We start from the raw sequence: 20,033 nt of genomic DNA, 5'->3' as shown, positions 1-20,033 counted from the left end.
ATGGCCCATCAGACCGGACTTCAGTTCACCCTGACCCTTCCCGGACAGGACGTCCTCGACCTGGCCGTCATCGAATTCACCCACCGCGAAGCGCTCTCGTCGCCCTTCGAGCTGGCCATCGAATTCGCCAGCCGCGACGGCGACCTCACCCCCGAGACCTTTCTCGATCGCGCCCTGACGCTGACCGTCTGGCAGGACGGCACGGCCCTGCGCCGGGTGAATGGTATCGCCACCGAGTTCAGCCGGGGCGACCGCGGCCATCGGCGTACCTTCTATTCGCTGGTGCTGCGCCCCGCCCTGTGGCGGCTGTCGTTGCGTCACAATTCACGCATCTTCCAGCACGTCTCGCCACTGACCATCATCAACACCCTGTGCGACGAGCGCGGTATTCGTGACGTGGCCTTCGCTGTGACCCGCGAGCCCGCCGAGCGTGAATACTGCGTGCAGTATCGCGAGACGGACCTGGCCTTCATCGAGCGCCTGGCCGCCGAAGAGGGGCTGTTCTATTTCCATGAGTTCAGTACCCAAGGGGGTGAGAGCGGCGAGGGCGTCCACCGTCTGGTGTTCGCCGACGACCCGCAGATGCTGACCCACGTGGGCGAGCGCAGCTATCACAGCCGCGCGGGGGGCACGGCGCCAACGCGCCATGTGCGCAGACTCAAGCAGGTGGCCCGGGTCGCCCCGGCCAGCGCCACGCTCAAGGACTACTCGTTCAAGAACCCCGGCTACGCACAACTGCACGAACACGCCGGGGCTGACCTTGAAACTCACGCGCAGAGGAGAGACGACTACGAACACTACGATTACCCCGGCCGCTTCAAGGCCGATGCGTCGGGTCAGCCATTCACGCGTATCCGCCTGGAAGCGCTGCGCCACGACGCCCTGACCTGCCGCGCCGAGAGCGACCTGCCCGAGCTTGCCCCGGGGCACCGATTCACCCTGACCGACCACGACGCCGACAGTCTCAACCGCGACTGGCAGGTAGTCGAAGTGATCCATCACGGTGAACAGCCCCAGGCCCTGGAAGAGGATGGCTTCACTCAGCCAAGCCTGCAGGGCCGGGCAGGTTCAGAAGCCATGACGCGTTATTACAACCAATTGGTGCTCACCCCCGGCGATAGCGCCTGGCGCCCCACGCCCAATCCCAAGCCACGCGTCGACGGCCCGCAGGTCGCCTTCGTGGTCGGCCCCGAGGGCGAAGAGATCCACTGCGACGAGCACGGCCGGGTCAAGGTGCAGTTCCCCTGGGATCGCTATGCGGCCCCTGACGACACCGCGAGTGCCTGGATCAGGGTCAGCCAGGGCTGGGCCGGCGGTGGCTACGGGGCGATGGCGATTCCGCGCATCGGCCACGAGGTGATCGTCTCCTTCCTTGAAGGCGACCCCGACCAGCCGCTGATCACCGGGCGCACCTACCACGCCGTCAACACGCCGCCCTATGCCCTGCCCGAACACAAGACGCGCACGGTGATTCGCACCCAGAGCCACAAGGGCGAGGGTTTCAACGAACTGCGCTTCGAGGACGAAGCGGGTGAAGAGCAGATCTGGGCGCATGCCCAGAAAGACCTGGAGCTACTGACCAACCACGACCGCACCGAGGAGATTGGAAACGACAGCTTTCTCAGCGTGCATCACAACCGCGTAAGCGAGATTCACAGCGATGACCACCTGACGATTCACGGCCAACGCCACACCCAGATCGATGGCGATGACCATTTGATCGTCGATGCTACCCGCCATGAAAAATACGGTCGTGCCCAGCTGGTCGCAGCCGGCCAGGAAGTGCACCACAAGGCGGGCATGAAAGTCGTGATAGACGCTGGCGCCGAGATCACCCTCAAGGCCGGCGGTAGCTTCGTCAAGCTCGACCCCAGCGGCGTCACCATCGTTGGTGCCCAGGTCAAGATCAACTCCGGCGGTAGTCCGGGCAGTGGTTCGGGGCAAGCGGTCGAGATGCCGGCGTTGCCGAAGGAGGCGCAGGATGAAGTGCACGAGGATGTCACCATGGGGCCGGTTTTCGGCAAGCGCCTCGACCAGGCCATGGCCGAAGACATCCCCATGATCGAGCGCTGCCAGATGCAGCGTGATGGAAACTGTCCCCTCTCCGACTGCCCTTGCAGGGGGCATGCAGCGTCATGAGGATGAGCCACGCCGATACATTGTTCGAGCTGCTTGGCAAGCAGAGCCGTCACTTGAGCCACTGGCTGATTCTCGAAGAAACCGGCCAGACCCTGTCATCGCTCTACCGGCAGGTGACGGCACTCGAGTACGAGTGGTTGTTCCTGGAAACGCCCTATGCCGACTTCCTGAAAAGGAGTCCCGTGGTGTTACGCGTGAACGATGCGATTGGTGACTTGCTCCGGGTGTTCTCCCAAGATCCGAGAAAGGGCATTGCGCCAGGTATCGTCGTGGCTAGCCAAGCCCCCGAAGAGGAAGTGCTGGGGCATCTACGCACCTGCTTGAGTGTGGCCTTCTACGGTGATCGTAAAGGCATGGTGCGTTACTACCACCCCGACGTCGCGGCAGCGCTCTTCGGTTCCCCCGAGTATGTCAGCCAGGCCTGGTTCGGCCCCCTCGATCGGTGGATATGGCATGGCGAAGTACACCCGCGTAACCCCGTGGCGTCAGCATGGCATGCGCTATGTGCCGATGACGACGAGTCGGTGCCGCACGAAGAGCAAGGCCACACCGCAGTAACCCAGTCGACAGCGACGCCAGCCGTTGCTCTGTCCCGAGGACAGGAGGCGGCGTTGGAGCGCCATATACGAGTGATGAGGGCTTGGAAGGAGTTTCGCCAACCGGGCGAGAGTCTTGACGATCCGGAAGCCTATCGCCGTTTCCTTGCCAGTGCTCGCTTCGAGCAAGCGCTGGGCGAGAAAAACGACCCATTAGCCGTTGTTGAAGCGCCCACGCAATCCCCCAGTCAATGGAGTGCTACATGAGCCAGGAATTGAGCCAGCACAAGGCGTGTGAAGAACCCAAGCTCTTCATTCAGGTCATGGGCAAGGAACATCCTGAGGGCCACCGCTTCGTCTTCTTCGACCTGGAAGACCAGCAGGAGCAGGCAGCCCTTGCCGAGGCGGTCGAGGAAGAGGATCTCCCTGAACCATTGAGCCGTATTCACGGCTGGGCCTGGGAAGGGCAACCGCGTCGCAATGTCTGGCTGGAAATCGTCAGCGAAGAGGGCCAGCCGATACGGGTGCCGCTGTTCGGCAACGTGGGAGCCACGCCCTGGCAGGAGCATGAGCAGCGCACTGTCCATCAGCACCATGTCGTGCAGCCCGTTGTGCCGCTCGCCTTTTGGCAGTCGCTGGTGGATGACGCCACCCATGCTCTGCCGTGTCGCCCAGGCTACCTGTACATCCACTATCGGGGAGCCGTATGGCGGGAGATCGAGGTGGGGGTCTCCGAGTCGGGCGAGTGGCAGTTCCGGGATGTCGACCTGGCGCAACACCGCAACGAGGACGGCGGCTATGTCGAGGATCGCCGGCCCGCTACGGGTCAGCCGTTGACGGAGCTATGGCTGCCTGCACGCCGAGAAATGAACTGGCTGAGCCGCGAGGTCAAGGTCGCATTCTCGGACGTTCAATGGTCGGCGGCCAGGCTGAACCACCTGGAAGCCAATCCCACGGCGATCAATCAGCGTTTCCAGTCCGTTTCGCTGCGCGCTGCGTCCGAGCGTATCGCGAGTGGCCAGCTTCTCGCGGCCGACCGGTTGGTGCCGCAGCGGGAACGCAGCCCCAGTCTGGAAACACAGGTCGCACACCCACCGCTCTGGACCGAGGATCTATCGGGAAGCGTATTGTCCTCTCTGTACCAGCAGGCCTTGAGCGAGCAGCAGCGCTTCGATGGTGGCGGATCGGATGCGGTGAACGGCGCCTGGAACGAAGCCAACAGGGAAGACTCGCCTCTGAAGCTGGAGGTGGGTTTGCGTGCCGCTGCCGTCGAGTCGGTGTGTCAGGCAAACCGTAGCACCCCCGTGCAGAGGGAAGAGGCCCCCGAGCCGCCGGTTTGGGAGGAGCTTCCCGAAGGCAGCGACATTCTGGAGGACGCGCGGCAGCGGGAGATACCGGGGCTTGTCCTCAACGATCCCTTGTTCGAACTGCGCCACGCCCTGAGCCAGACACAGCTGGCGCAGAACTACCTGTCGCTGCTGCTAGAGCGCTGCGCTTCCCGACCGCATTATCGCAGCGCCGTCATGATACAGAAGCGGGTCATGCCTGAGCGCATCGGCGGCGAGAGCAACACGCTGCGGCGCTTTGCTTCGCAGCCGGCGCTGCGCTACCTGGGCGGGGAGTTCCACACCAGCGTGGCCACGCTGGCGCGCGACATTGGCCATCGGCTTTGGGAGTTTCATCAAACGCACCTGGCCGACCTGTTGGGTCATGCGGCCTACCAACGGATACTGGCGGACTACTTCAGCCTGGAAGGCAGCGACTATGTCAGCGGCTTCTGCCTGGCAGAGCAGTGCTTCACCGCCCTGAGCCTCGATCCGAAGCGGGTCGATACCCTAGTGGATCAGGATATCCCCAGCCTGTTCCACACCGCCAATCCGGCAAAGGCCCAGCGCACCCTGCTTTCCCTGCTCGAGGACGGCAGCCGTGAACCGCTGCATGCCATGTGCTTCCCCGACAGCGAGGCCCACCCCGTCGAACTGCCCTTCGTGCTGCCGGAGGAGGAAACTAACGACGGCAGTGGTCGTTTTCGTGCCAAAGCGCTGGCCGAGGAGAGCGAGCGCAACGACGTACCGGACAAGGACGACCTGCAGACCTTCGAAGTATCTCTGCTGGCTGCTATGGCCCATACCAGCGTTCCAGGCGAACTCAAACGCTGGGCCGATGCCCTCGATAGCGTTTTCGGCAAGATCGCCGAGAGCGGCAGGAACCTGCTGGGTCAGGTGGCGGACGAGAGCCAACGTACAGCCATGACGGGAAGACTCTACCTGCCTGCCTTCAATGCCTCGCGCGGGGCCCTGCATAGTATGTTGGGCGATCTTACCTTCCAGCCGCTTGGGGATGTCGACCTCGGGCGCTACGTCTTGATCGGGGTGGAAGACGTCGCCACAGGCATGAAGTTCGGTATTGATACGGCCGAAAGGGAGTACATCGCCCGGAACAATCATCGCCAGTTCTATGGCGAGATCTACCGGACCTCGGACGGCAAATTGCTGGGCGGCACCAACAAACAGCGACTGAGCTCCATGGCCGAGACAGGCGAAGCCCGGGAAGTGCGCTTCGTGTTTGCACCCGCCGATTCACGCGCTGCCGACCTCGTACGCCGTGGCAGTAGCCGAATCGGCTTTGCCGAGCGTGCCACTGACGCTACTCGATTGCCTTATATTATGGTTGTCGTGCAAGCGGTGAACTTGGTGCAGAGTGCTAGAGCAACTAAGGAAGGCTGGAAAGGCCGCATTGATATATTGACAGCCCTAATAGATTTAAGTCTAGCCACTTTCAATGTGAGTGGCTATATGGCTCGGCGTCATCAGGCGCCTCAAGCTGCTGTTGTTAGAGTTAGCAATTTCAGCCAGAAGGTTATGATACGAAATGGACAAGCAAATATCATAACCCGTCTCTTTCCTAGTTTGATTAGGGTCAATTGGATAGCTTCCAAGATGGCTGGAGCACTAATGGCCATCACCATGACGTGGGAAGCGATTGAGCGCCTGCGTGAGGGCGATACAGACGCTGCACTGGCTTATGGCATGGCCGCAGCCGGCGCCACGATGCTGATGCTATTCAGCGGCCCGGTGGGCTGGGTCGGCCTGGCCTTGCTCCTGGGCGGCGCGGTAGGCGGGATATTGTTGACCGATGGCCCGCTTGAGCAGTGGATCAAGCATGGTCCCTTCGGCGATCAGCGCGGCCGTGCCCCCTGGCTGGAGGAGCCGGAAGAGGCCTATTATCGCTTGCAGGGTATCTTCGCCAATATCCAGGTCTCGCTGCGCAGGCTCAGTCCGGCGGAGCGCGATGCGCTGTTGGCTCGGCTTGGCCAGACCCATACCTCACCCGTTGAAACGGCCATGCCAATCGGGCGTCTCTGGCAGGATCATTTCGATCCGCGCCAGGCCATCAATACCGCCATCGAGGTTCGTAGCGCTCTGCCCGGTATGGGGGTCGAGTTGAACGACGTCACGGTGCTGCGCTTGCTACAGGGATCGCACTATCGTTCACCGGCAGGCAGCGCTTGGCGTGAGACATCCTCTACGCGTATTCAGCCCTTGCTTACGCAGTTGGGCGCGCAGCAAATAACTTACTACGTGCACTCGCCCGCTAACGAGCCCATGCGGGGCTTTGGCACCAGCACCGAGTACCGATGGGACGTTCAGGTAAAATTCCGCGAGGCGACGCAGATACCCCTGCGCCCCAGCCGGCGCATCTACCCAGCGCCTGCACCGCTGACGGAGATGTCGGACGATATGTCGGATATCCTCAGTGTCGAGAGAGCTGACGATGACTACTGGATCAAGGAAAGACTCAATGTCCGCTAAAGAAACTATTGGCGACTACTACGCCGACACTGCCTATACCCCTGCCAAGCGGCAGCAGTGGGAAGCGGCAAATCCTGAGCGGGATTCCATCATCGGCTCGCGGCTATCTTGGAATCGTCGGACTCAGGATAATGGAACAAACGAAGAATACGGATATAATAATGTCGCCATTTCTCAGAATTGGGAGCTTCAGCGAATTGAAAAAAAACTAGAAGGTGATGATATCTTCAAAGGTATGAAGGTGCGTTATGATCATCAAGAAATCATGCCGCCTAACTACACAGCTTTAGCAAAATATCTGAATATTGTTATGGCGTTTTCAATTGGCTTTTTTTGCTTGTTCTTTTTTGGGTTTTTTTTTCTGGTAGCTGTTGATTTGTTTCACTGGATGTTTGGCAGGGGGGGGGCTGAAGAATTTTATTCAGCTTTTCGGATGAATTTGTGGCTATGCTTACCTGTAGTGGTGGTTTGTTTGTTTTTCTGGAAAGGAGGTCGCTATTTAGAGAAAAAAAAGCCGACGGTTTTTTATGGTATGAAAAAAGCCCCTCTTTGGCAGCTCAACCGCCAGACAGGTCTGTTCACTATCTATGATCCAAGGGATGCCTGGAAGCAACGCCTGGAGGCTCCCTTCTGGGAGTTCGATGCCTTTCTGCAAAGCTCCCCCGATACCCAGGGCAGTGCCACCTATTCGCTAATTCTCTATCACCCCTTCCAGCGTATCCGGCAGAAGCTGGATGCCCAGTTCCCGCCGACCAAGATGCCCGGTGAGCTGGTCGCGGCGTGGCAGTTCCTGCAGCGCTACATGGACGTCTCGCAGCCGCTGCCCGATGTGCCGGGGCTGGAGATTCATCGCCACAAGGACCCCACCACGGCGGCCGACGATCAGCAGCAGGGCCGCGACCCGCGCTACTGGCGGGACATGGACGAAGCCAGCGTAAAGAAGATCCAGGAAGAAAAATACCGCAAGAATATCCGCCTGCGCTAAGGCGCAGTCATGGAGTCATCACCCGGCTTTCACCAGGAAGGCCCTAGCCCCGCTGTTGACTGAAATCGCGCAGCGAAGCGGAAAAACCCTTTCGGGGGCATAGGGTATCTGCCCCGGCGGTAGCCTCGCGAGCAAGCACCCTGGCAGCGTATCGACCCACTTCTTTTCACTTAAACCAAGGCACTCCCATGTCTGCCAAGCAACCCCAAACACCGCGTCCCGATATGGCTCAGCCTCACCGTGCCGGCGATATAAAACCTTTTCCAGGCGGCAAGGTCAGCTACCTATCGCCGGGTCCCCTGCCCACGGGAGCGGCGCCCTTGGATTTCAATCAGGCCATTGGTGAGGTGAACGATGCCTATCTGGACTTCGGCGGAAGTCTGCCCACCCCCTTTACCTGGCAAGTCACACTGGGCGGGCCCTTTATTAGCTTTTTGATGTTTGCTTTTCTTCTCCCTCTAATTGGGGGGGCGATTGGAATATATGGACAAGACGTTAACGCATTTTTTCTGGTTACTGGGCTCGTGTTTGATGAGGTGTTTACCCAAGCTTTAGTAGTTTGCACCTTGATATTAATGCTCGCATTGTTAATTAAATTTAAATTCCACTTTAAGTTCCGCGAGGATGTCCCCACCCGCTTCCATCGCCAGCGCCGCGAGGTAGCCTTTGCGCCGGGTGGCGGCAAACCGCCGATCATCGTGCCCTGGGAGAGCGTGGCGGCCTGGGTGACACAGGCGCAGGGTGCGACCCAATACGGCGTACAGCGTCAATATGGCTTGGGGCTGGGCTTCATCGATCCCGAGACGGGCCAGCAGCATTTCCTCGAATTGCCGCAGCCCGGCATGCCGCTGGCGATGGGGCTCTGGGAGTCGGTGCGCGCCTATATGGAATATGAGGTACATACACGCGAGGAGATCCAGGACCCGCACGGCCTGCACTGCCCCGGCGATCCTCCTTACGAGGGTGTGCATACCTTCCACCACGCTCGTCGACGCCTTCATCGCCGCCATCGCGAGGGCGAGATCGGCCTATTCAAGGTCACGATGTGGTATGCGTGGCACATTCTCGACCTGTGGACGATTCCTTTCCATCTCGCCGAATGGGAGATCCGTGCCATCCAGAAGGCCGAGCGCAAGACCCTGCCGGCAAGCCTCGATGCCTGGTCGCAACCGCTTCCCGAGAGCGAGTGGGCCCAGCCCAGCGAAGAGCTGAAGCGGCTGTCTGCCAAGGTCAGGGCAGTGCACAAACAGAACCCTCGGCGGCCGATCACTGCAATATTCGCTGAAGCTTATGAGAACGAAACACTAACCGCCTGAGATTACCAGTGCTCTTCCAAAGGCGTCAGGATGCCTTGTAGTCATTGATTGCAAGCAATGACCGCACCGATAGATGAGATCAGGGGAGGTCATATGATCTGCCCCGGCGGTAGCATGGCGAGCAGGCACCCTGGCAGCGCATCGACCCACTTCTTTTCACTTGACCCAAGGCACTCCTATGTCTGCCAAGCAGCGCCAAACACCGCGGCCCGATATGGCTCAGCCTCACCGTGCCGGCGATATGAAACCTTTCCCAGGTGGCAAGGTCAGCTACCTATCGCCGGCTCCCCTGCCCACGGGAGCGGCGCCCTTGGACTTCAATCAGGCCATCGATGAGGTTAACGATGCCTATCTGGACTTCGGCGGAAGTTTGCCTACACCATTTACATGGCAATTCACTCTGGGAATACCCTTTATTGGTTTCTTAATGATGATCTTCCTTTTCCCAGCGATAGGGGGAGTGGCTCTGTGGTTTGTAAGTAAAGATATTAAGCTTTTCTTTGTAGGGTTTAATGGGATTTTTAATGGAGCCTTTGCTCAGGCTTCAGTAATTTGCACTGGGGCATTAATATTAGCGTTATTGATTAAGTTTAAATTCCACTTCAAGTTCCGCGAGGATGTTCCTACCCGCTTCCATCGCCAGCGCCGCGAGGTGGCCTTTGCGCCGGGTGGCGGCAAGCCGCCGATTATCGTGCCTTGGGAGAGCGTGGCGGCCTGGGTGACTCAGGCGCAGGGTGCGACCCAATACGGCGTGCAGCGCCAGTATGGCTTGGGGCTGGGCTTCATCGATCCCGAGACGGGGCAGCAGCACTTCCTCGAATTGCCGCAGCCCGGCATGCCGCTGGCGATAGGGCTCTGGGAGTCGGTGCGCGCCTACATGGAATACGAGGTACATACCCGCGAGGAGATCCAGGACCCCCACGGCCTGCACTGCTCCGGCGATCCGCCCTACGAAGGCGTGCATACCTTCCACCACGCCCGCCGGCGACTCCATCGCCGCTATCGCGAAGGTGAGATCGGCCTGTTCAAGGTCACCCTGTGGTATGTGTGGCACATTCTCGACCTATGGACGATTCCCTTCCATCTCGCCGAATGGGAGATCCGTGCCATCCAGAAGGCCGAGCGCAAGACCCTGCCGGAAAGCCTCGATGCCTGGTCGCAGCCGTTACCCGAAAGCGAATGGGCCCAGCCCAGCGAAGAGTTGAAACGGCTCTCGGCGGAAGTCAAACAACGCCATGCCCGGCAACCGAGTCGACCGAATACCGCCATCTTCGCCGAGGCCTATGCGGCGGAAGCGACACACCCGGCCTGAATACCCTGGCAGCGTATCGACCCACTTCTTTTCACTTGACCCAAGGCACTCCTATGTCTGCCAAGCAATCCCAAACACCGCGGCCCGATATGACTCCTCACCGTGCTGGAGATGTCGAGCCCTTTCCAGGCGGCAAGGTCAGCTACCTGTCGCCGGCGCCCCTCCCCACGGGAGCGGTACCACTGGATTTCAATCAGGCCATCGGTGAGGTCAATGATGTCTACTTGGACTTCGGCGGAAGTCTGCCCACCCCCTTCACTTGGCAATTCACTTTGGGCATACCTTTCATTGGCTTTTTAATGCTCGCATTCTTATTTCCTTTTCTTGGAGCAGTTATTTTTTTTATTGTTAGTAAAGATGTTCAGTTTTTCTTGGTGGGGTGGAATGGTCTCTCTGAGAGGATGCTTAATTTGGCGCTAGGGGGAGGGGGGGGCGCTAATCCTAGCCTTAGCAATCAAAGCCCACTTCCACTTCAAGTTCCGCGAGGACGTCCCCACCCGCTTTCACCGCCAGCGCCGCGAGGTGGCCTTTGACCCGGGCGGCGGTAAACCGCCGATCATCGTGCCTTGGGAGAGCGTGGCGGCCTGGGTGACCCAGGCGCAGGGCGCGACCCAATACGGTGTGCAGCGCCAGTATGGATTGGGGCTGGGCTTCATCGATCCCGAGACGGGGCAGCAGCACTTCCTCGAACTCCCACAGCCCGGCATGCCGCTGGCGATGGGGCTCTGGGAGTCGGTACGCGCTTACATGGAATATGAAGTCCACACCCGTGAGGAGATCCAGGACCCCCACGGCCTGCACTGCCCCGGCGATCCGCCCTACGAAGGCGTGCATACCTTCCACCACGCCCGCCGTCGGCTCCATCGCCGCCATCGTGATGGCGAGATCGGCTTGTTCAAGGTCACCCTATGGTATGTGTGGCACATTCTCGACCTGTGGACGATTCCCTTCCATCTCGCCGAATGGGAGATCCGTGCCGTCCAGAAGGCCGAGCGCAAGACCCTGCCGGCAAGCCTCGATGCCTGGTCGCAGCCGTTACCCGAAAGCGAATGGGCCCAGCCCAGCGAAGAACTGAAACGGCTATCCGCCAAGGTCAGGGCACTGCACAAACAGAATCCGCAGCGACCGATTACTGCAATATTCGCTGAAGCTTATGAAACCGAAACGCTAACCGCCTGAGGTTACCCAGCGCTCTTTCAAGGCGTCACGATGCCTTGTAGTCATTGATCGCAAGCAACGACCGCACCGAAAAAAGAGAACAGGGAAGGTCATATGATCTGCCCCGGCGGTAGCTTGGCGAGCAGAGCCTATCACCCTATCGAGAACGAGATGACCTTCGATACCCAACCATCGACGCTGACCTGGGTCTGGACCCGCCAAGGAAGCCGCCAATGAGCACAATCGAGACCGATCTACGGCCAACGCCCGAAGGCTACGCTGAGACTGCCTACCGCCCCGATGCCATCCCCAAGCAGAGCTATGCCCCCCATAATGAGGTGCTACGTGGGCGTATACTCGAGGCTCGCCTGCCCTGGGGCTACGTGGGCATTAACCCCACAATATTCTGATCTGTGGTTTCGTGAGTATGAATATATCGGCGACGATGATCACGATTACAACATGATCAATGAGACGCGCTGGTTAAGCGTGTCGATGAAAGTGTCGGCATCCTTTATCGATTGATACGCTTTATTTTTGTTATTTACTCTCATGGCTTTAGCTTTATTAGAGCTGGCGGTGGGGCTGGGGAGAGTGATTTTCACAGGTGTTATGGCATTTGGAACTCCTTTATTTATCTATGGTGCTGATATATGGTGGCAAGGGATTATACCTCTTGCCATTATCTCGGTATTTTGTGGTGTTGCTACCCTTCTGCTCCAGCTTTGGGAAAAGCACTCGATTAAGTTCTATAAAGGGAATCGTAACTGGTCGGATGACTATGCATTATGCCGCCGGACCGGCATGTCAAGACCCCGCGCGGCACTTTCCCCTTCTACGAGTTTGACCCTTATCTCGAGATGACCGTGGGCGCACAGGGATCGCAGTTCCATTCGCTCAAGCTGATCCACCGCTATCCCCACCGCGGCCCGGACCCATATACCAAGCACCCGCTCGAGCTTTATATTCCAGCGGACGGTAATATTACTCAGCATTATGCCGCCTGGGATATGCTGCAGCGCTATATGGATGTTTCGCAGCCGCTGCCGGATATTCCTCAGGTAGAGCCTTTCCGTCATCTCGATCCGACTACTCAGGCCTATGACGAGGCCGGCAAGCGTGGTCGTCACGTCACCTACTGGCGCGACCTGTATGCTAATAGCAGTGAAGAAGAACTCAAGGCCATGCGCGAGGCGCACCGTGCCGAAGTGGATCACGCCGCCTGGGGTGGCCGCCCGGACCTGATGGAACTTTCGGTGCGCAATTTCGGCGAGGCTCGCCGTAGCGAACCCCAGGACGTCAATGCCTTCGGCCGCTTCCCCTGGAAGGCTGGCAAGCTTGTTGACCGGCCCAAAGCAGCACCGCCCAGCGCTGCGGCTGACCTTCAAGACGAAGACGAACGCACACGCTGAGGCTGAAGCTTATGAAACCGAAAAGATAACCGCCTGACGGTCACCTGGGTTGATATGGTGTGTTCACACTTTGCCGCTTTGCTTAGTTAAAACAGCGCCTACCCCCACATTACCTTCCACGCCAGTGGCAGAAACAGGGCTGAGAATATACCGGTCAGGCTCATACCGAGCGAGGCGAAGGCGCCGGCGGTAGGGCCGAGTTCGAAGGCGCGCACGGTGCCGATGGCGTGGCCGTTGACCCCCAGGGCGAAGCCGAGAATGCGTTGATCGGTGATGTTCATCCATCGGGCGAACAGGCCGACGAAGGTGGTGGCCATCACGCCGGTGATCAACAACCCGCCCATCATCAGCGGAATCGAGCCGCCGATCTGTTCGATGATGCCGATGGCAATCGGGGCGGTGACCGATTTCGGCGCGAGCGAGGCAATGACCTGAGGCGAGGCGCCCAACGCCCAGGCCAGCCCCACGGAGTAGAGCGCGGCCAATAGCGCGGCGGGGGGCAGGCTGATCAGGATCGGGCGCCACAAGGCGATGATGTGATGTTTCTGCTGATATAGCGGCACCGCGAGCGCCACGGTAGCAGGGCCGAGCAGCAGCATCAGCCAGCCCGCGCCGCGGCGGTAGTCGTTGTAGTCGACACCCATTAACCCTAAGAGAGCGGCGATCATCAGGGCGGCGACGAGTACCGGCGGGCACCAGCTGGGCCGGCCCATTCGGGTGAATAGCTTGAGCGAGATCAGGTAGGCGGCCAGCGTCAGCGCAATGGCGGGAATCGGGGTGGCGAACAGGTGGTCGCGAAGCTCAATCATGGGCTGCGGGCTCACCGGTGGCGTCGCTTGCTGGCGTGCGGGGCATGAAGCGCAGCATCAGGGCGAGGGTGGTCAACACGCTGAGCAGCGTACCGATGACCAGCGCCACGGCAACGGCCAGCCAGTGCCCGGCGAACTCGTCGGCAATGAAGAACACGCCGACCACGCCTGGCATGATCAGCATCGCCAACAGGCCGATCAGCGATTGGCTGGCGGTGGCGATATCCTCGCCGACCCCGCGGCGGAGCAACAGCCAGGCGGTGAATAGCAGCATGCCGGCCACACCGGCCGAAATGGGCAGGGCAAACAGCGTGACCGCCACGTCGCCGAGCATGAGAAAGCCGAGTAACCACAAGAAGCCACGAAGCAGGGGCATGATCGTCCTTGGCGAGCCGTAGGGAAGGGCTATTCAATCACCTGGCGGGGCCCTTGAAAATGGTTGGGGTGGCCCTATCTATTCGGTACGACACCCGACGGCGCCAGCCTCGCGGTGTCGTGGTTAGGGTTAATCCATCAATAGAAAACCTGCCTGACGTAGGAGGTGTTCGATATGTTCGGAGATCTCAGGCGTTTCGACAATGACCCGCTCCACCATGCGGACTGGTTCCGGCAGTGGCTGGAGGGGCTCTTCTCCGAGAATGGTGCAGCGGATATCCGCTCCGTGCCACGCGGTAGCTTCCCCATCATCAATATCGGTCGCACCGACGACGCGATCCGTGTCTATGTGTTCGCCCCGGGGCTGACCGCCGACGATCTCGAGGTCAGCCTACAGGACAACGTGTTGACCCTGCGGGGCAAGCGCGAGGGGCCGGACCGCCAGGATGCGAGCGGCAATACTCGGCCTCGCTTTCGTCGCGAGCGCTTCTCGGGTGAGTTCGCCCGCTCGATCGCGCTGCCCGACGGTCTGGATGCCGAGCGCGCCGATGCCCGCTTCCACGACGGGGTGTTCGAGATTCACTTGCCCAAGCGCGAGGAACTCAAGCCCCGGCGCATCGAGATCCAGGCGGCGTAAGGTTAGCGAGCGATAGGAGGTGATGATCATGAATCAGATAACCCCGCAAACCGCCTCGCACGATGTCGAGGCAACCCAGGCCCGGCAAGGCAGCGTTCAGGTGCCGCCGGTGGATATCTATGAAGAGGACAACGCCGTGCATATCGTCGTGGATATGCCGGGCGTGAGGCGAGAAGGGCTGAGCATCGAAGTCGACAACAATGTGCTGAGCCTGGAAGGCGAGATTCAGGTCGACATGCCCGAGGGCATTTCGGCGACCTACGCCGAGCTGCGGGCCGAGCGCTATGCACGCCGCTTCTCGCTGAGCCACGAGATCGATGCCGAGGCGATCGAGGCCCGCCTGGAGCACGGTGTGTTGCGTTTGATCCTGCCCAAGAAGGACGTTCATCGCAGCCGCCGTATCGAGGTCCAGGCGGCCTGACACGCAACGCCAAGGCATTAAATTGTTCTTGCGCCACGCTCTCCCTACTGGAGAGTGTGGCGTTTTACGTTAGGCTAGGGGGCTGGCCCCGAACGTAACGAAGGGTCAACATGGACACGATCTTGCTCTACGCTTGGTAGAGCCTAAGAATCAACTCAAGGGAGAGGACACGACGATGACGGATATCGAAAAGCTGCTTGGTGATGAGGCCAACACCCTGCTGGGCCATACCTGCACGGGGTTTCGTAGTGAGGACCTCTATCTACCGGGGCCGGATTTCGTCGACCGGGTCATGTCGGAGAACGACCGCAGCCCGCACGTGCTGCGCAACATGCAGACCCTGTTCAACCATGGCCGCTTGGCCGGTACCGGCTACCTGAGCATTTTGCCTGTGGATCAGGGCATCGAACACTCGGCCGGGGCGTCATTCGCACCCAACCCGCTGTACTTCGATCCCAAGAACATCGTTGAGCTGGCCCTGGAAGGCGGTTGCAACTGCGTGGCCTCGACCTTGGGGGTGCTGTCGTCGGTGGCGCGTCGCTACGCGCACAAGATTCCGATGATGCTCAAGCTCAACCACAACGAGACCCTGACCTACCCGCCGGTTTTCGACCAGACCCTGTTCGCCCAGGTGGAGCAGGCACACAACATGGGCTGTGTGGCCGTGGGCGCCACCATCTACTTCGGTTCGGAAGATTGCCGCCGCCAGATCATGGAGATCAGCGAAGCCTTCGAACGCGCCCATGAGCTGGGCATGGTCACGGTGCTGTGGGCTTACCTGCGCAACCCGGACTTCAAGAAGGATGGTAAGGACTACCACGTATCCTCCGACCTCACCGGTCAGGCGATCCACCTCGCGGCGACCATCAAGGCCGATATCGTCAAGCAGAAGCTGGCCGAGAACAACGGTGGCTACAAGGCGGTCGGCTTTGGCCATACGCACGACAAGGTCTATGACGAGCTGACCTCGGACAATCCCATCGATCTGGCGCGCTACCAGGTGGCCAACGCCTTCATGGGACGCGCCGGGTTGATCAACTCTGGGGGTGGCTCCAAGGGTCATTCCGACATGGGCGAAGCGGTGCGTACCGCGGTCATCAACAAGCGTGCCGGCGGCATGGGCTTGATCAGTGGCCGCAAGTCGTTCCAGAAGCCGATGAAGGAAGGGATCGAGCTGCTTAATGCGATTCAGGATGTGTATTTGTCCAAGGACGTCACCATCGCTTAAGAAAGGCTGGGTTATTGCTGCGCTCGAAATCTTGCTCGTTGGCGGTGCTCGGACTCCTCATTGACTTGAGTCAACTCCGGTTCCTGCGCTCCGGCAACGAGCAACCTATCATCGCTCGCGACATAACCCAGCGCTTTCTAGCTCGTTTTATGAGTTGAGAAATACAAAAAAGGCCCGGCTTTGCCGGGCCTTTTCGTTGCCATTGAACCGTACGGGCTTAGCCCAGCAGTTCTTCGGCTTTTTCGAGCACGTTTTCGACGGTGAAGCCGTAGTACTTGAACAGGTCGTCGGCGGGCGCTGACTCGCCAAAGCTGTCCATGCCGATGATGCGGCCATCGAGACCCACATACTTGTACCAGTAAGCGTAATGGCTGGCCTCGATGGCGATGCGCGCCTTCACGCTCGAGGGCAGCACGGACTCGCGGTAATCGGCCGGCTGGGCATCGAAGGTGCTGGTCGAGGGCATCGACACCACGCGTACGGCACGGCCCTTGGCCGACAGTGCATCGGCAGCATCCATGGCCAGGGCCACTTCGGAGCCGGTGGCGATCAGGATCAGTTCCGGCGTCCCTTCAGCATCCTTGAGGATGTAGCCACCGCGTTCGATCTCGGCCAGTTGATGCTTGGTGCGCGCCTGGTGGGGCAGGTTCTGGCGCGACAGAACCAGCGCCGTGGGCGCACCATGCCGCTTGAGGGCGGAATCCCAGGCAGCGGCGGTTTCCACCGCGTCGGCCGGGCGCCAGGTCGATAGGTTCGGGGTGGAACGCAGCGCACCCATCTGCTCGATCGGCTGGTGGGTGGGGCCGTCCTCGCCCAGGCCGATGGAGTCGTGGGTGAACACATAGATGGCCTGACGATTCATTAGGGCCGCCAGGCGCACGGCGTTGTGCATGTATTCCATGAAGGTCAGGAAGGTGGCGCCATAGGGAATGAAGCCGCCGTGCGCGCTGATACCGTTCATGATGGCGCCCATGCCGAACTCGCGAACCCCGTAGTGCAGGTAGTTGCCGCCGGGCTCCGAATGGCTGATCGCCTTGGCACCCTTCCAGAAGGTCAGGTTGGAGGGGGCCAGGTCGGCGCTGCCACCCAGCAGCTCGGGTAGCTGCGGGCCGAGTTCGTTCAGGCAGATCAGCGAGGCCTTGCGCGTGGCCAGGGATTCGCCTTTCTCCTGCGCATTCTCGAGCATTTTCTCGCTGGTCAGGTTAGTGGGCAGTTCGCCCTTGAGACGACGCTTGAGTTCCTTGGCTTCCTCGGGGAAGGCCTCGGTATAGCGCGCCATCCTGTCGTTCCAGTCGGCCTCACGCTTGGCGCCTACCGTGCGCGCATCCCAGCCCTGGTAGATTTCTTCGGGGATGTGGAAGGGGGCGTGCGGCCAACCGAGCTGGCTGCGGGCCGCGGCGATCTCATCATCGCCCAGCGGGGCGCCGTGACAATCTTCCTTGCCCTGCTTGTTCGGGGCACCGAAGCCGATGATGGTCTTGCAGACGATCAGGCTGGGCTTGTCGTCATGGCTGCGGGCCAGTTCGATGGCTGCCTTGATCTCGTCGGGGTTGTGGCCGTCGACCTTGGGCACCACATGCCAGCCATAGGCCTCGAAGCGCTTGGGCGTGTCGTCGGTGAACCAGCCTTCCACTTCGCCGTCGATGGAGATGCCGTTGTCGTCATAGAAGACGATCAGCTTGCCGAGCTTCTGCGTTCCCGCCAGTGAGCTGACCTCGTGCGAGATCCCCTCCATCATGCAGCCATCACCCACGAAGCAGTAGGTGTAGTGGTCGATGATCTCGTGCCCGGGACGGTTGAACTGCGACGCCAGGGTGCGCTCGGCGATGGCCATGCCCACGGCGTTGGCAAGCCCTTGGCCCAGCGGGCCGGTGGTGGTCTCGACCCCCGGGGTATAACCGAGTTCAGGGTGGCCGGGAGTCTTGGAGTGCAGTTGACGGAACTGCTGCAGGTCCTCGAGGCTCAGCTCGTAGCCGGTCAGGTGCAGCAGCGAATAGAGCAGCATCGAACCGTGGCCGTTGGATAGCAGGAAGCGGTCGCGGTTGGCCCAGTAGGGGTTGTCGGGGTTGTGGGAGACATAATCGTTCCACAACACTTCGGCAATGTCGGCCATGCCCATCGGGGCACCGGGGTGACCGGACTTGGCTTTCTGCACGGCATCCATGGATAGGGCGCGAATGGCATTGGCCAGTTCGAAACGGGACGGCATGGGGTAGCTCCTCGCCTGCGGCAATAAGCAAGACGTCAACCATCGTATCTGGCTACGATGATTGGCGACGGTTGGCTGGCTGGCGCCGCTCGACGGACGGCGCTGACGAATCAGGGCGCTTATTGTCGCCGAGAAGCGCCCGGGCATCAAATACATGCCAGCCCGGGTCGGCACGTTTGTAGGAACGTGACGCACCACAGTGTAGACTCTGCGGCTCCAGAAACGGCTACTGCAGCCGATACTCGTCTGACACCACGCATGCCGCTATGCTTGTAGGTTTTGCGGGTTAGCGTCATGTCGCGAAGGTGTTCCTGACCGGCACGGCATCAATCGCTTTTACAGTAGAGGGCCGATAACGCGATGAGCGAATACTCCCTGTTCACCTCCGAGTCCGTTTCCGAAGGGCACCCGGACAAGATTGCCGACCAGATTTCCGATGCGGTGTTGGATGCCATCATCGCCCGCGACAAGCAGGCACGCGTGGCCTGCGAGACCTTGGTGAAGACGGGGGTGGCGATCGTTGCCGGTGAGATCACCACATCCGCCTGGGTCGATCTCGAGCACTTGGTACGCAAGGTGATCATGGATATCGGCTATACCTCGTCGGATGTCGGTTTCGACGGCGAGACCTGCGGGGTGCTCAACCTGATCGGCAAGCAGAGCGTGGACATCGCCCAAGGGGTCGATCGCTCCAAGCCCGAAGACCAGGGCGCGGGCGACCAGGGGCTGATGTTCGGCTATGCCACCAACGAGACCGAATCGTACATGCCGGCGCCGATCCACTATTCGCATCGCCTGGTCGAGCGCCAGGCCGAGTTGCGCAAGAGTGGCCTGCTGCCCTGGTTGCGCCCGGATGCCAAGAGTCAGGTCACCTTCCGCTACAGCGATGACGGTAAGCCGGTCGCCGTCGAGGCGGTGGTGCTCTCGACCCAGCACGATCCGGACATCGATCAGGAAGAGCTGCGCGAGATGGTGCGCCACGAGATCATCGAACAGGTGTTGCCTGCCGAGTGGCTGACCGAAACCACCCAGTACCATATCAATCCCACCGGCAAGTTCGTGATCGGTGGGCCGGTGGGCGACTGCGGTCTTACCGGGCGCAAGATCATCGTCGATACCTACGGCGGCATGGCACGTCACGGTGGCGGTGCCTTCTCCGGCAAGGACCCCTCCAAGGTCGACCGCAGCGCAGCCTATGCCGGCCGCTACGTGGCCAAGAACATCGTCGCTGCCGGATTGGCCGACAAGTGCGAGATTCAGGTCTCCTATGCCATCGGCGTGGCCGAGCCGACCTCGGTGTCGGTCAATACCTTCGGTACCGGCAAGGTGGGTGAGGCGCGCATCATCGAGTTGATCCGCGAGCATTTCGACCTGCGCCCCCATGCCATTACGCGCATGCTCGATCTGCTGCACCCGATGTACCAGATGACGGCAGCCTACGGTCACTTCGGGCGCGATCCGTTCGAAACCAGTTATACCTGGACCGATGTGGCGGGTGAGGAGCATACCGAGACCTTCGTGGCGTTCCCCTGGGAGCGCACCGACAAGGCCGATGCCCTGCGCGACGCCGCCAATCTCTGATAGACGTATTCGTTGCTGCTGCCCGAGGGGCGCTGCAGCATCCGCCGATGGCGTATGCGAGGCTCGGGCAGAGGCTGTACACAGGCAACGGCGCCCACTCCCG

16 protein-coding genes and 1 riboswitch are annotated in these 20,033 nt (G+C 60.4%); of the genes, 13 read left to right on the top strand and 3 right to left on the bottom strand.

The window, feature by feature from the left end; translation table 11 throughout:
* From JH15_RS17295 to JH15_RS17640, 9 genes are all read left to right on the top strand, one after another.
* On the top strand, nt 1-2,139 hold the full coding sequence (locus JH15_RS17295; protein WP_043532733.1) for a type VI secretion system Vgr family protein: 2,139 nt from the start codon (nt 1-3) through the stop codon (nt 2,137-2,139).
* Nucleotides 2,136-2,942, top strand: coding sequence for a DUF4123 domain-containing protein (locus JH15_RS17655; RefSeq protein ID WP_081949111.1), 807 nt, complete (start codon nt 2,136-2,138; stop codon nt 2,940-2,942). The genes JH15_RS17295 and JH15_RS17655 overlap by 4 nt, the downstream gene beginning before the upstream one ends.
* Nucleotides 2,939-6,487 (top strand): hypothetical protein, encoded by a 3,549-nt coding sequence (locus JH15_RS18425; protein ID WP_043532732.1) that lies wholly within the window; start codon nt 2,939-2,941, stop codon nt 6,485-6,487. The genes JH15_RS17655 and JH15_RS18425 overlap by 4 nt, the downstream gene beginning before the upstream one ends.
* The gene (locus tag JH15_RS17650; protein WP_052384221.1) at nt 6,477-7,472 is read left to right on the top strand and encodes a hypothetical protein; all 996 of its coding nucleotides are present in this window, start codon (nt 6,477-6,479) and stop codon (nt 7,470-7,472) included. The genes JH15_RS18425 and JH15_RS17650 overlap by 11 nt, the downstream gene beginning before the upstream one ends.
* Nucleotides 7,473-7,792: 320 nt before the next feature.
* Nucleotides 7,793-8,788 (top strand): hypothetical protein, encoded by a 996-nt coding sequence (locus JH15_RS18420; protein WP_231566472.1) that lies wholly within the window; start codon nt 7,793-7,795, stop codon nt 8,786-8,788.
* 580 nt (nt 8,789-9,368) lie between these two features.
* Nucleotides 9,369-10,100 carry a hypothetical protein gene (locus JH15_RS18270; protein WP_231566471.1) on the top strand — a complete coding sequence of 244 codons (732 nt, stop codon included), beginning with the start codon at nt 9,369-9,371 and terminating at the stop codon, nt 10,098-10,100.
* Nucleotides 10,101-10,622: 522 nt separating this feature from the next.
* Nucleotides 10,623-11,279 (top strand): hypothetical protein, encoded by a 657-nt coding sequence (locus tag JH15_RS17265; RefSeq protein ID WP_156105360.1) that lies wholly within the window; start codon nt 10,623-10,625, stop codon nt 11,277-11,279.
* Between the two features lie 212 nt (nt 11,280-11,491).
* Nucleotides 11,492-11,668: a hypothetical protein gene (locus tag JH15_RS18180; protein WP_156105359.1), complete on the top strand. Its 177-nt coding sequence runs from the start codon at nt 11,492-11,494 to the stop codon at nt 11,666-11,668.
* Between the two features lie 378 nt (nt 11,669-12,046).
* Nucleotides 12,047-12,670: a hypothetical protein gene (locus JH15_RS17640; RefSeq protein ID WP_052384220.1), complete on the top strand. Its 624-nt coding sequence runs from the start codon at nt 12,047-12,049 to the stop codon at nt 12,668-12,670.
* Nucleotides 12,671-12,768: 98 nt separating this feature from the next.
* On the opposite strand, the gene JH15_RS17255 is transcribed toward JH15_RS17640, so the two are convergent.
* Together JH15_RS17255 and JH15_RS17250 are read right to left on the bottom strand one after the other, a co-directional pair.
* On the bottom strand, nt 12,769-13,479 hold the full coding sequence (locus JH15_RS17255; protein ID WP_043532729.1) for an LrgB family protein: 711 nt from the start codon (nt 13,477-13,479) through the stop codon (nt 12,769-12,771).
* A complete protein-coding gene (locus tag JH15_RS17250) occupies nt 13,472-13,855 on the bottom strand; it encodes a CidA/LrgA family protein (RefSeq protein WP_043532727.1) in 384 nt (127 codons plus the stop codon). Before JH15_RS17250 ends, JH15_RS17255 begins: the two co-directional genes overlap by 8 nt.
* Nucleotides 13,856-14,029: 174 nt before the next feature.
* Here JH15_RS17250 and JH15_RS17245 point away from each other — a divergent pair, with 174 nt between their 5' ends.
* The 3 genes from JH15_RS17245 to JH15_RS17235 all read left to right on the top strand — a co-directional run bounded on the left by JH15_RS17245 (nt 14,030) and on the right by JH15_RS17235 (nt 16,140).
* Nucleotides 14,030-14,491 (top strand): Hsp20/alpha crystallin family protein, encoded by a 462-nt coding sequence (locus JH15_RS17245; protein ID WP_043532725.1) that lies wholly within the window; start codon nt 14,030-14,032, stop codon nt 14,489-14,491.
* Nucleotides 14,492-14,519: 28 nt separating this feature from the next.
* Nucleotides 14,520-14,912 carry an Hsp20/alpha crystallin family protein gene (locus JH15_RS17240; RefSeq protein ID WP_043532766.1) on the top strand — a complete coding sequence of 131 codons (393 nt, stop codon included), beginning with the start codon at nt 14,520-14,522 and terminating at the stop codon, nt 14,910-14,912.
* A 175-nt stretch (nt 14,913-15,087) separates the two neighbouring features.
* On the top strand, nt 15,088-16,140 hold the full coding sequence (locus JH15_RS17235) for a class I fructose-bisphosphate aldolase (RefSeq protein WP_043532723.1): 1,053 nt from the start codon (nt 15,088-15,090) through the stop codon (nt 16,138-16,140).
* A gap of 217 nt (nt 16,141-16,357) precedes the next feature.
* On the opposite strand, the gene tkt is transcribed toward JH15_RS17235, so the two are convergent.
* Nucleotides 16,358-18,349, bottom strand: coding sequence for a transketolase (tkt, locus tag JH15_RS17230; RefSeq protein ID WP_043532721.1), 1,992 nt, complete (start codon nt 18,347-18,349; stop codon nt 16,358-16,360).
* 360 nt (nt 18,350-18,709) lie between these two features.
* Here tkt and metK point away from each other — a divergent pair, with 360 nt between their 5' ends.
* Complete coding sequence (gene metK / locus JH15_RS17225; protein ID WP_043532718.1) at nt 18,710-19,930, top strand: methionine adenosyltransferase; 1,221 nt, start codon at nt 18,710-18,712, stop codon at nt 19,928-19,930.
* An 18-nt stretch (nt 19,931-19,948) separates the two neighbouring features.
* Nucleotides 19,949-20,033, top strand: a riboswitch (S-adenosyl-L-homocysteine riboswitch).

The sequence above is a fragment of the Litchfieldella xinjiangensis genome, from assembly GCF_000759345.1.
Taxonomy (GTDB): domain Bacteria; phylum Pseudomonadota; class Gammaproteobacteria; order Pseudomonadales; family Halomonadaceae; genus Litchfieldella_A; species Litchfieldella_A xinjiangensis.
This window is presented reverse-complemented; position numbering and strand designations above follow the sequence as displayed.

Coding starts and splice junctions, on each gene's coding strand:
- JH15_RS17295 (WP_043532733.1), top strand. CDS start 1: ATGGCCCATCAGACCGGACTTCAGTTCACCCTGACCCTTCCCGGACAG.
- JH15_RS17655 (WP_081949111.1), top strand. CDS start 2,136: ATGAGGATGAGCCACGCCGATACATTGTTCGAGCTGCTTGGCAAGCAG.
- JH15_RS18425 (WP_043532732.1), top strand. CDS start 2,939: ATGAGCCAGGAATTGAGCCAGCACAAGGCGTGTGAAGAACCCAAGCTC.
- JH15_RS17650 (WP_052384221.1), top strand. CDS start 6,477: ATGTCCGCTAAAGAAACTATTGGCGACTACTACGCCGACACTGCCTAT.
- JH15_RS18180 (WP_156105359.1), top strand. CDS start 11,492: ATGAGCACAATCGAGACCGATCTACGGCCAACGCCCGAAGGCTACGCT.
- JH15_RS17640 (WP_052384220.1), top strand. CDS start 12,047: ATGCCGCCGGACCGGCATGTCAAGACCCCGCGCGGCACTTTCCCCTTC.
- JH15_RS17255 (WP_043532729.1), bottom strand. CDS start 13,479: ATGATTGAGCTTCGCGACCACCTGTTCGCCACCCCGATTCCCGCCATT.
- JH15_RS17250 (WP_043532727.1), bottom strand. CDS start 13,855: ATGCCCCTGCTTCGTGGCTTCTTGTGGTTACTCGGCTTTCTCATGCTC.
- JH15_RS17245 (WP_043532725.1), top strand. CDS start 14,030: ATGTTCGGAGATCTCAGGCGTTTCGACAATGACCCGCTCCACCATGCG.
- JH15_RS17240 (WP_043532766.1), top strand. CDS start 14,520: ATGAATCAGATAACCCCGCAAACCGCCTCGCACGATGTCGAGGCAACC.
- JH15_RS17235 (WP_043532723.1), top strand. CDS start 15,088: ATGACGGATATCGAAAAGCTGCTTGGTGATGAGGCCAACACCCTGCTG.
- tkt (WP_043532721.1), bottom strand. CDS start 18,349: ATGCCGTCCCGTTTCGAACTGGCCAATGCCATTCGCGCCCTATCCATG.
- metK (WP_043532718.1), top strand. CDS start 18,710: ATGAGCGAATACTCCCTGTTCACCTCCGAGTCCGTTTCCGAAGGGCAC.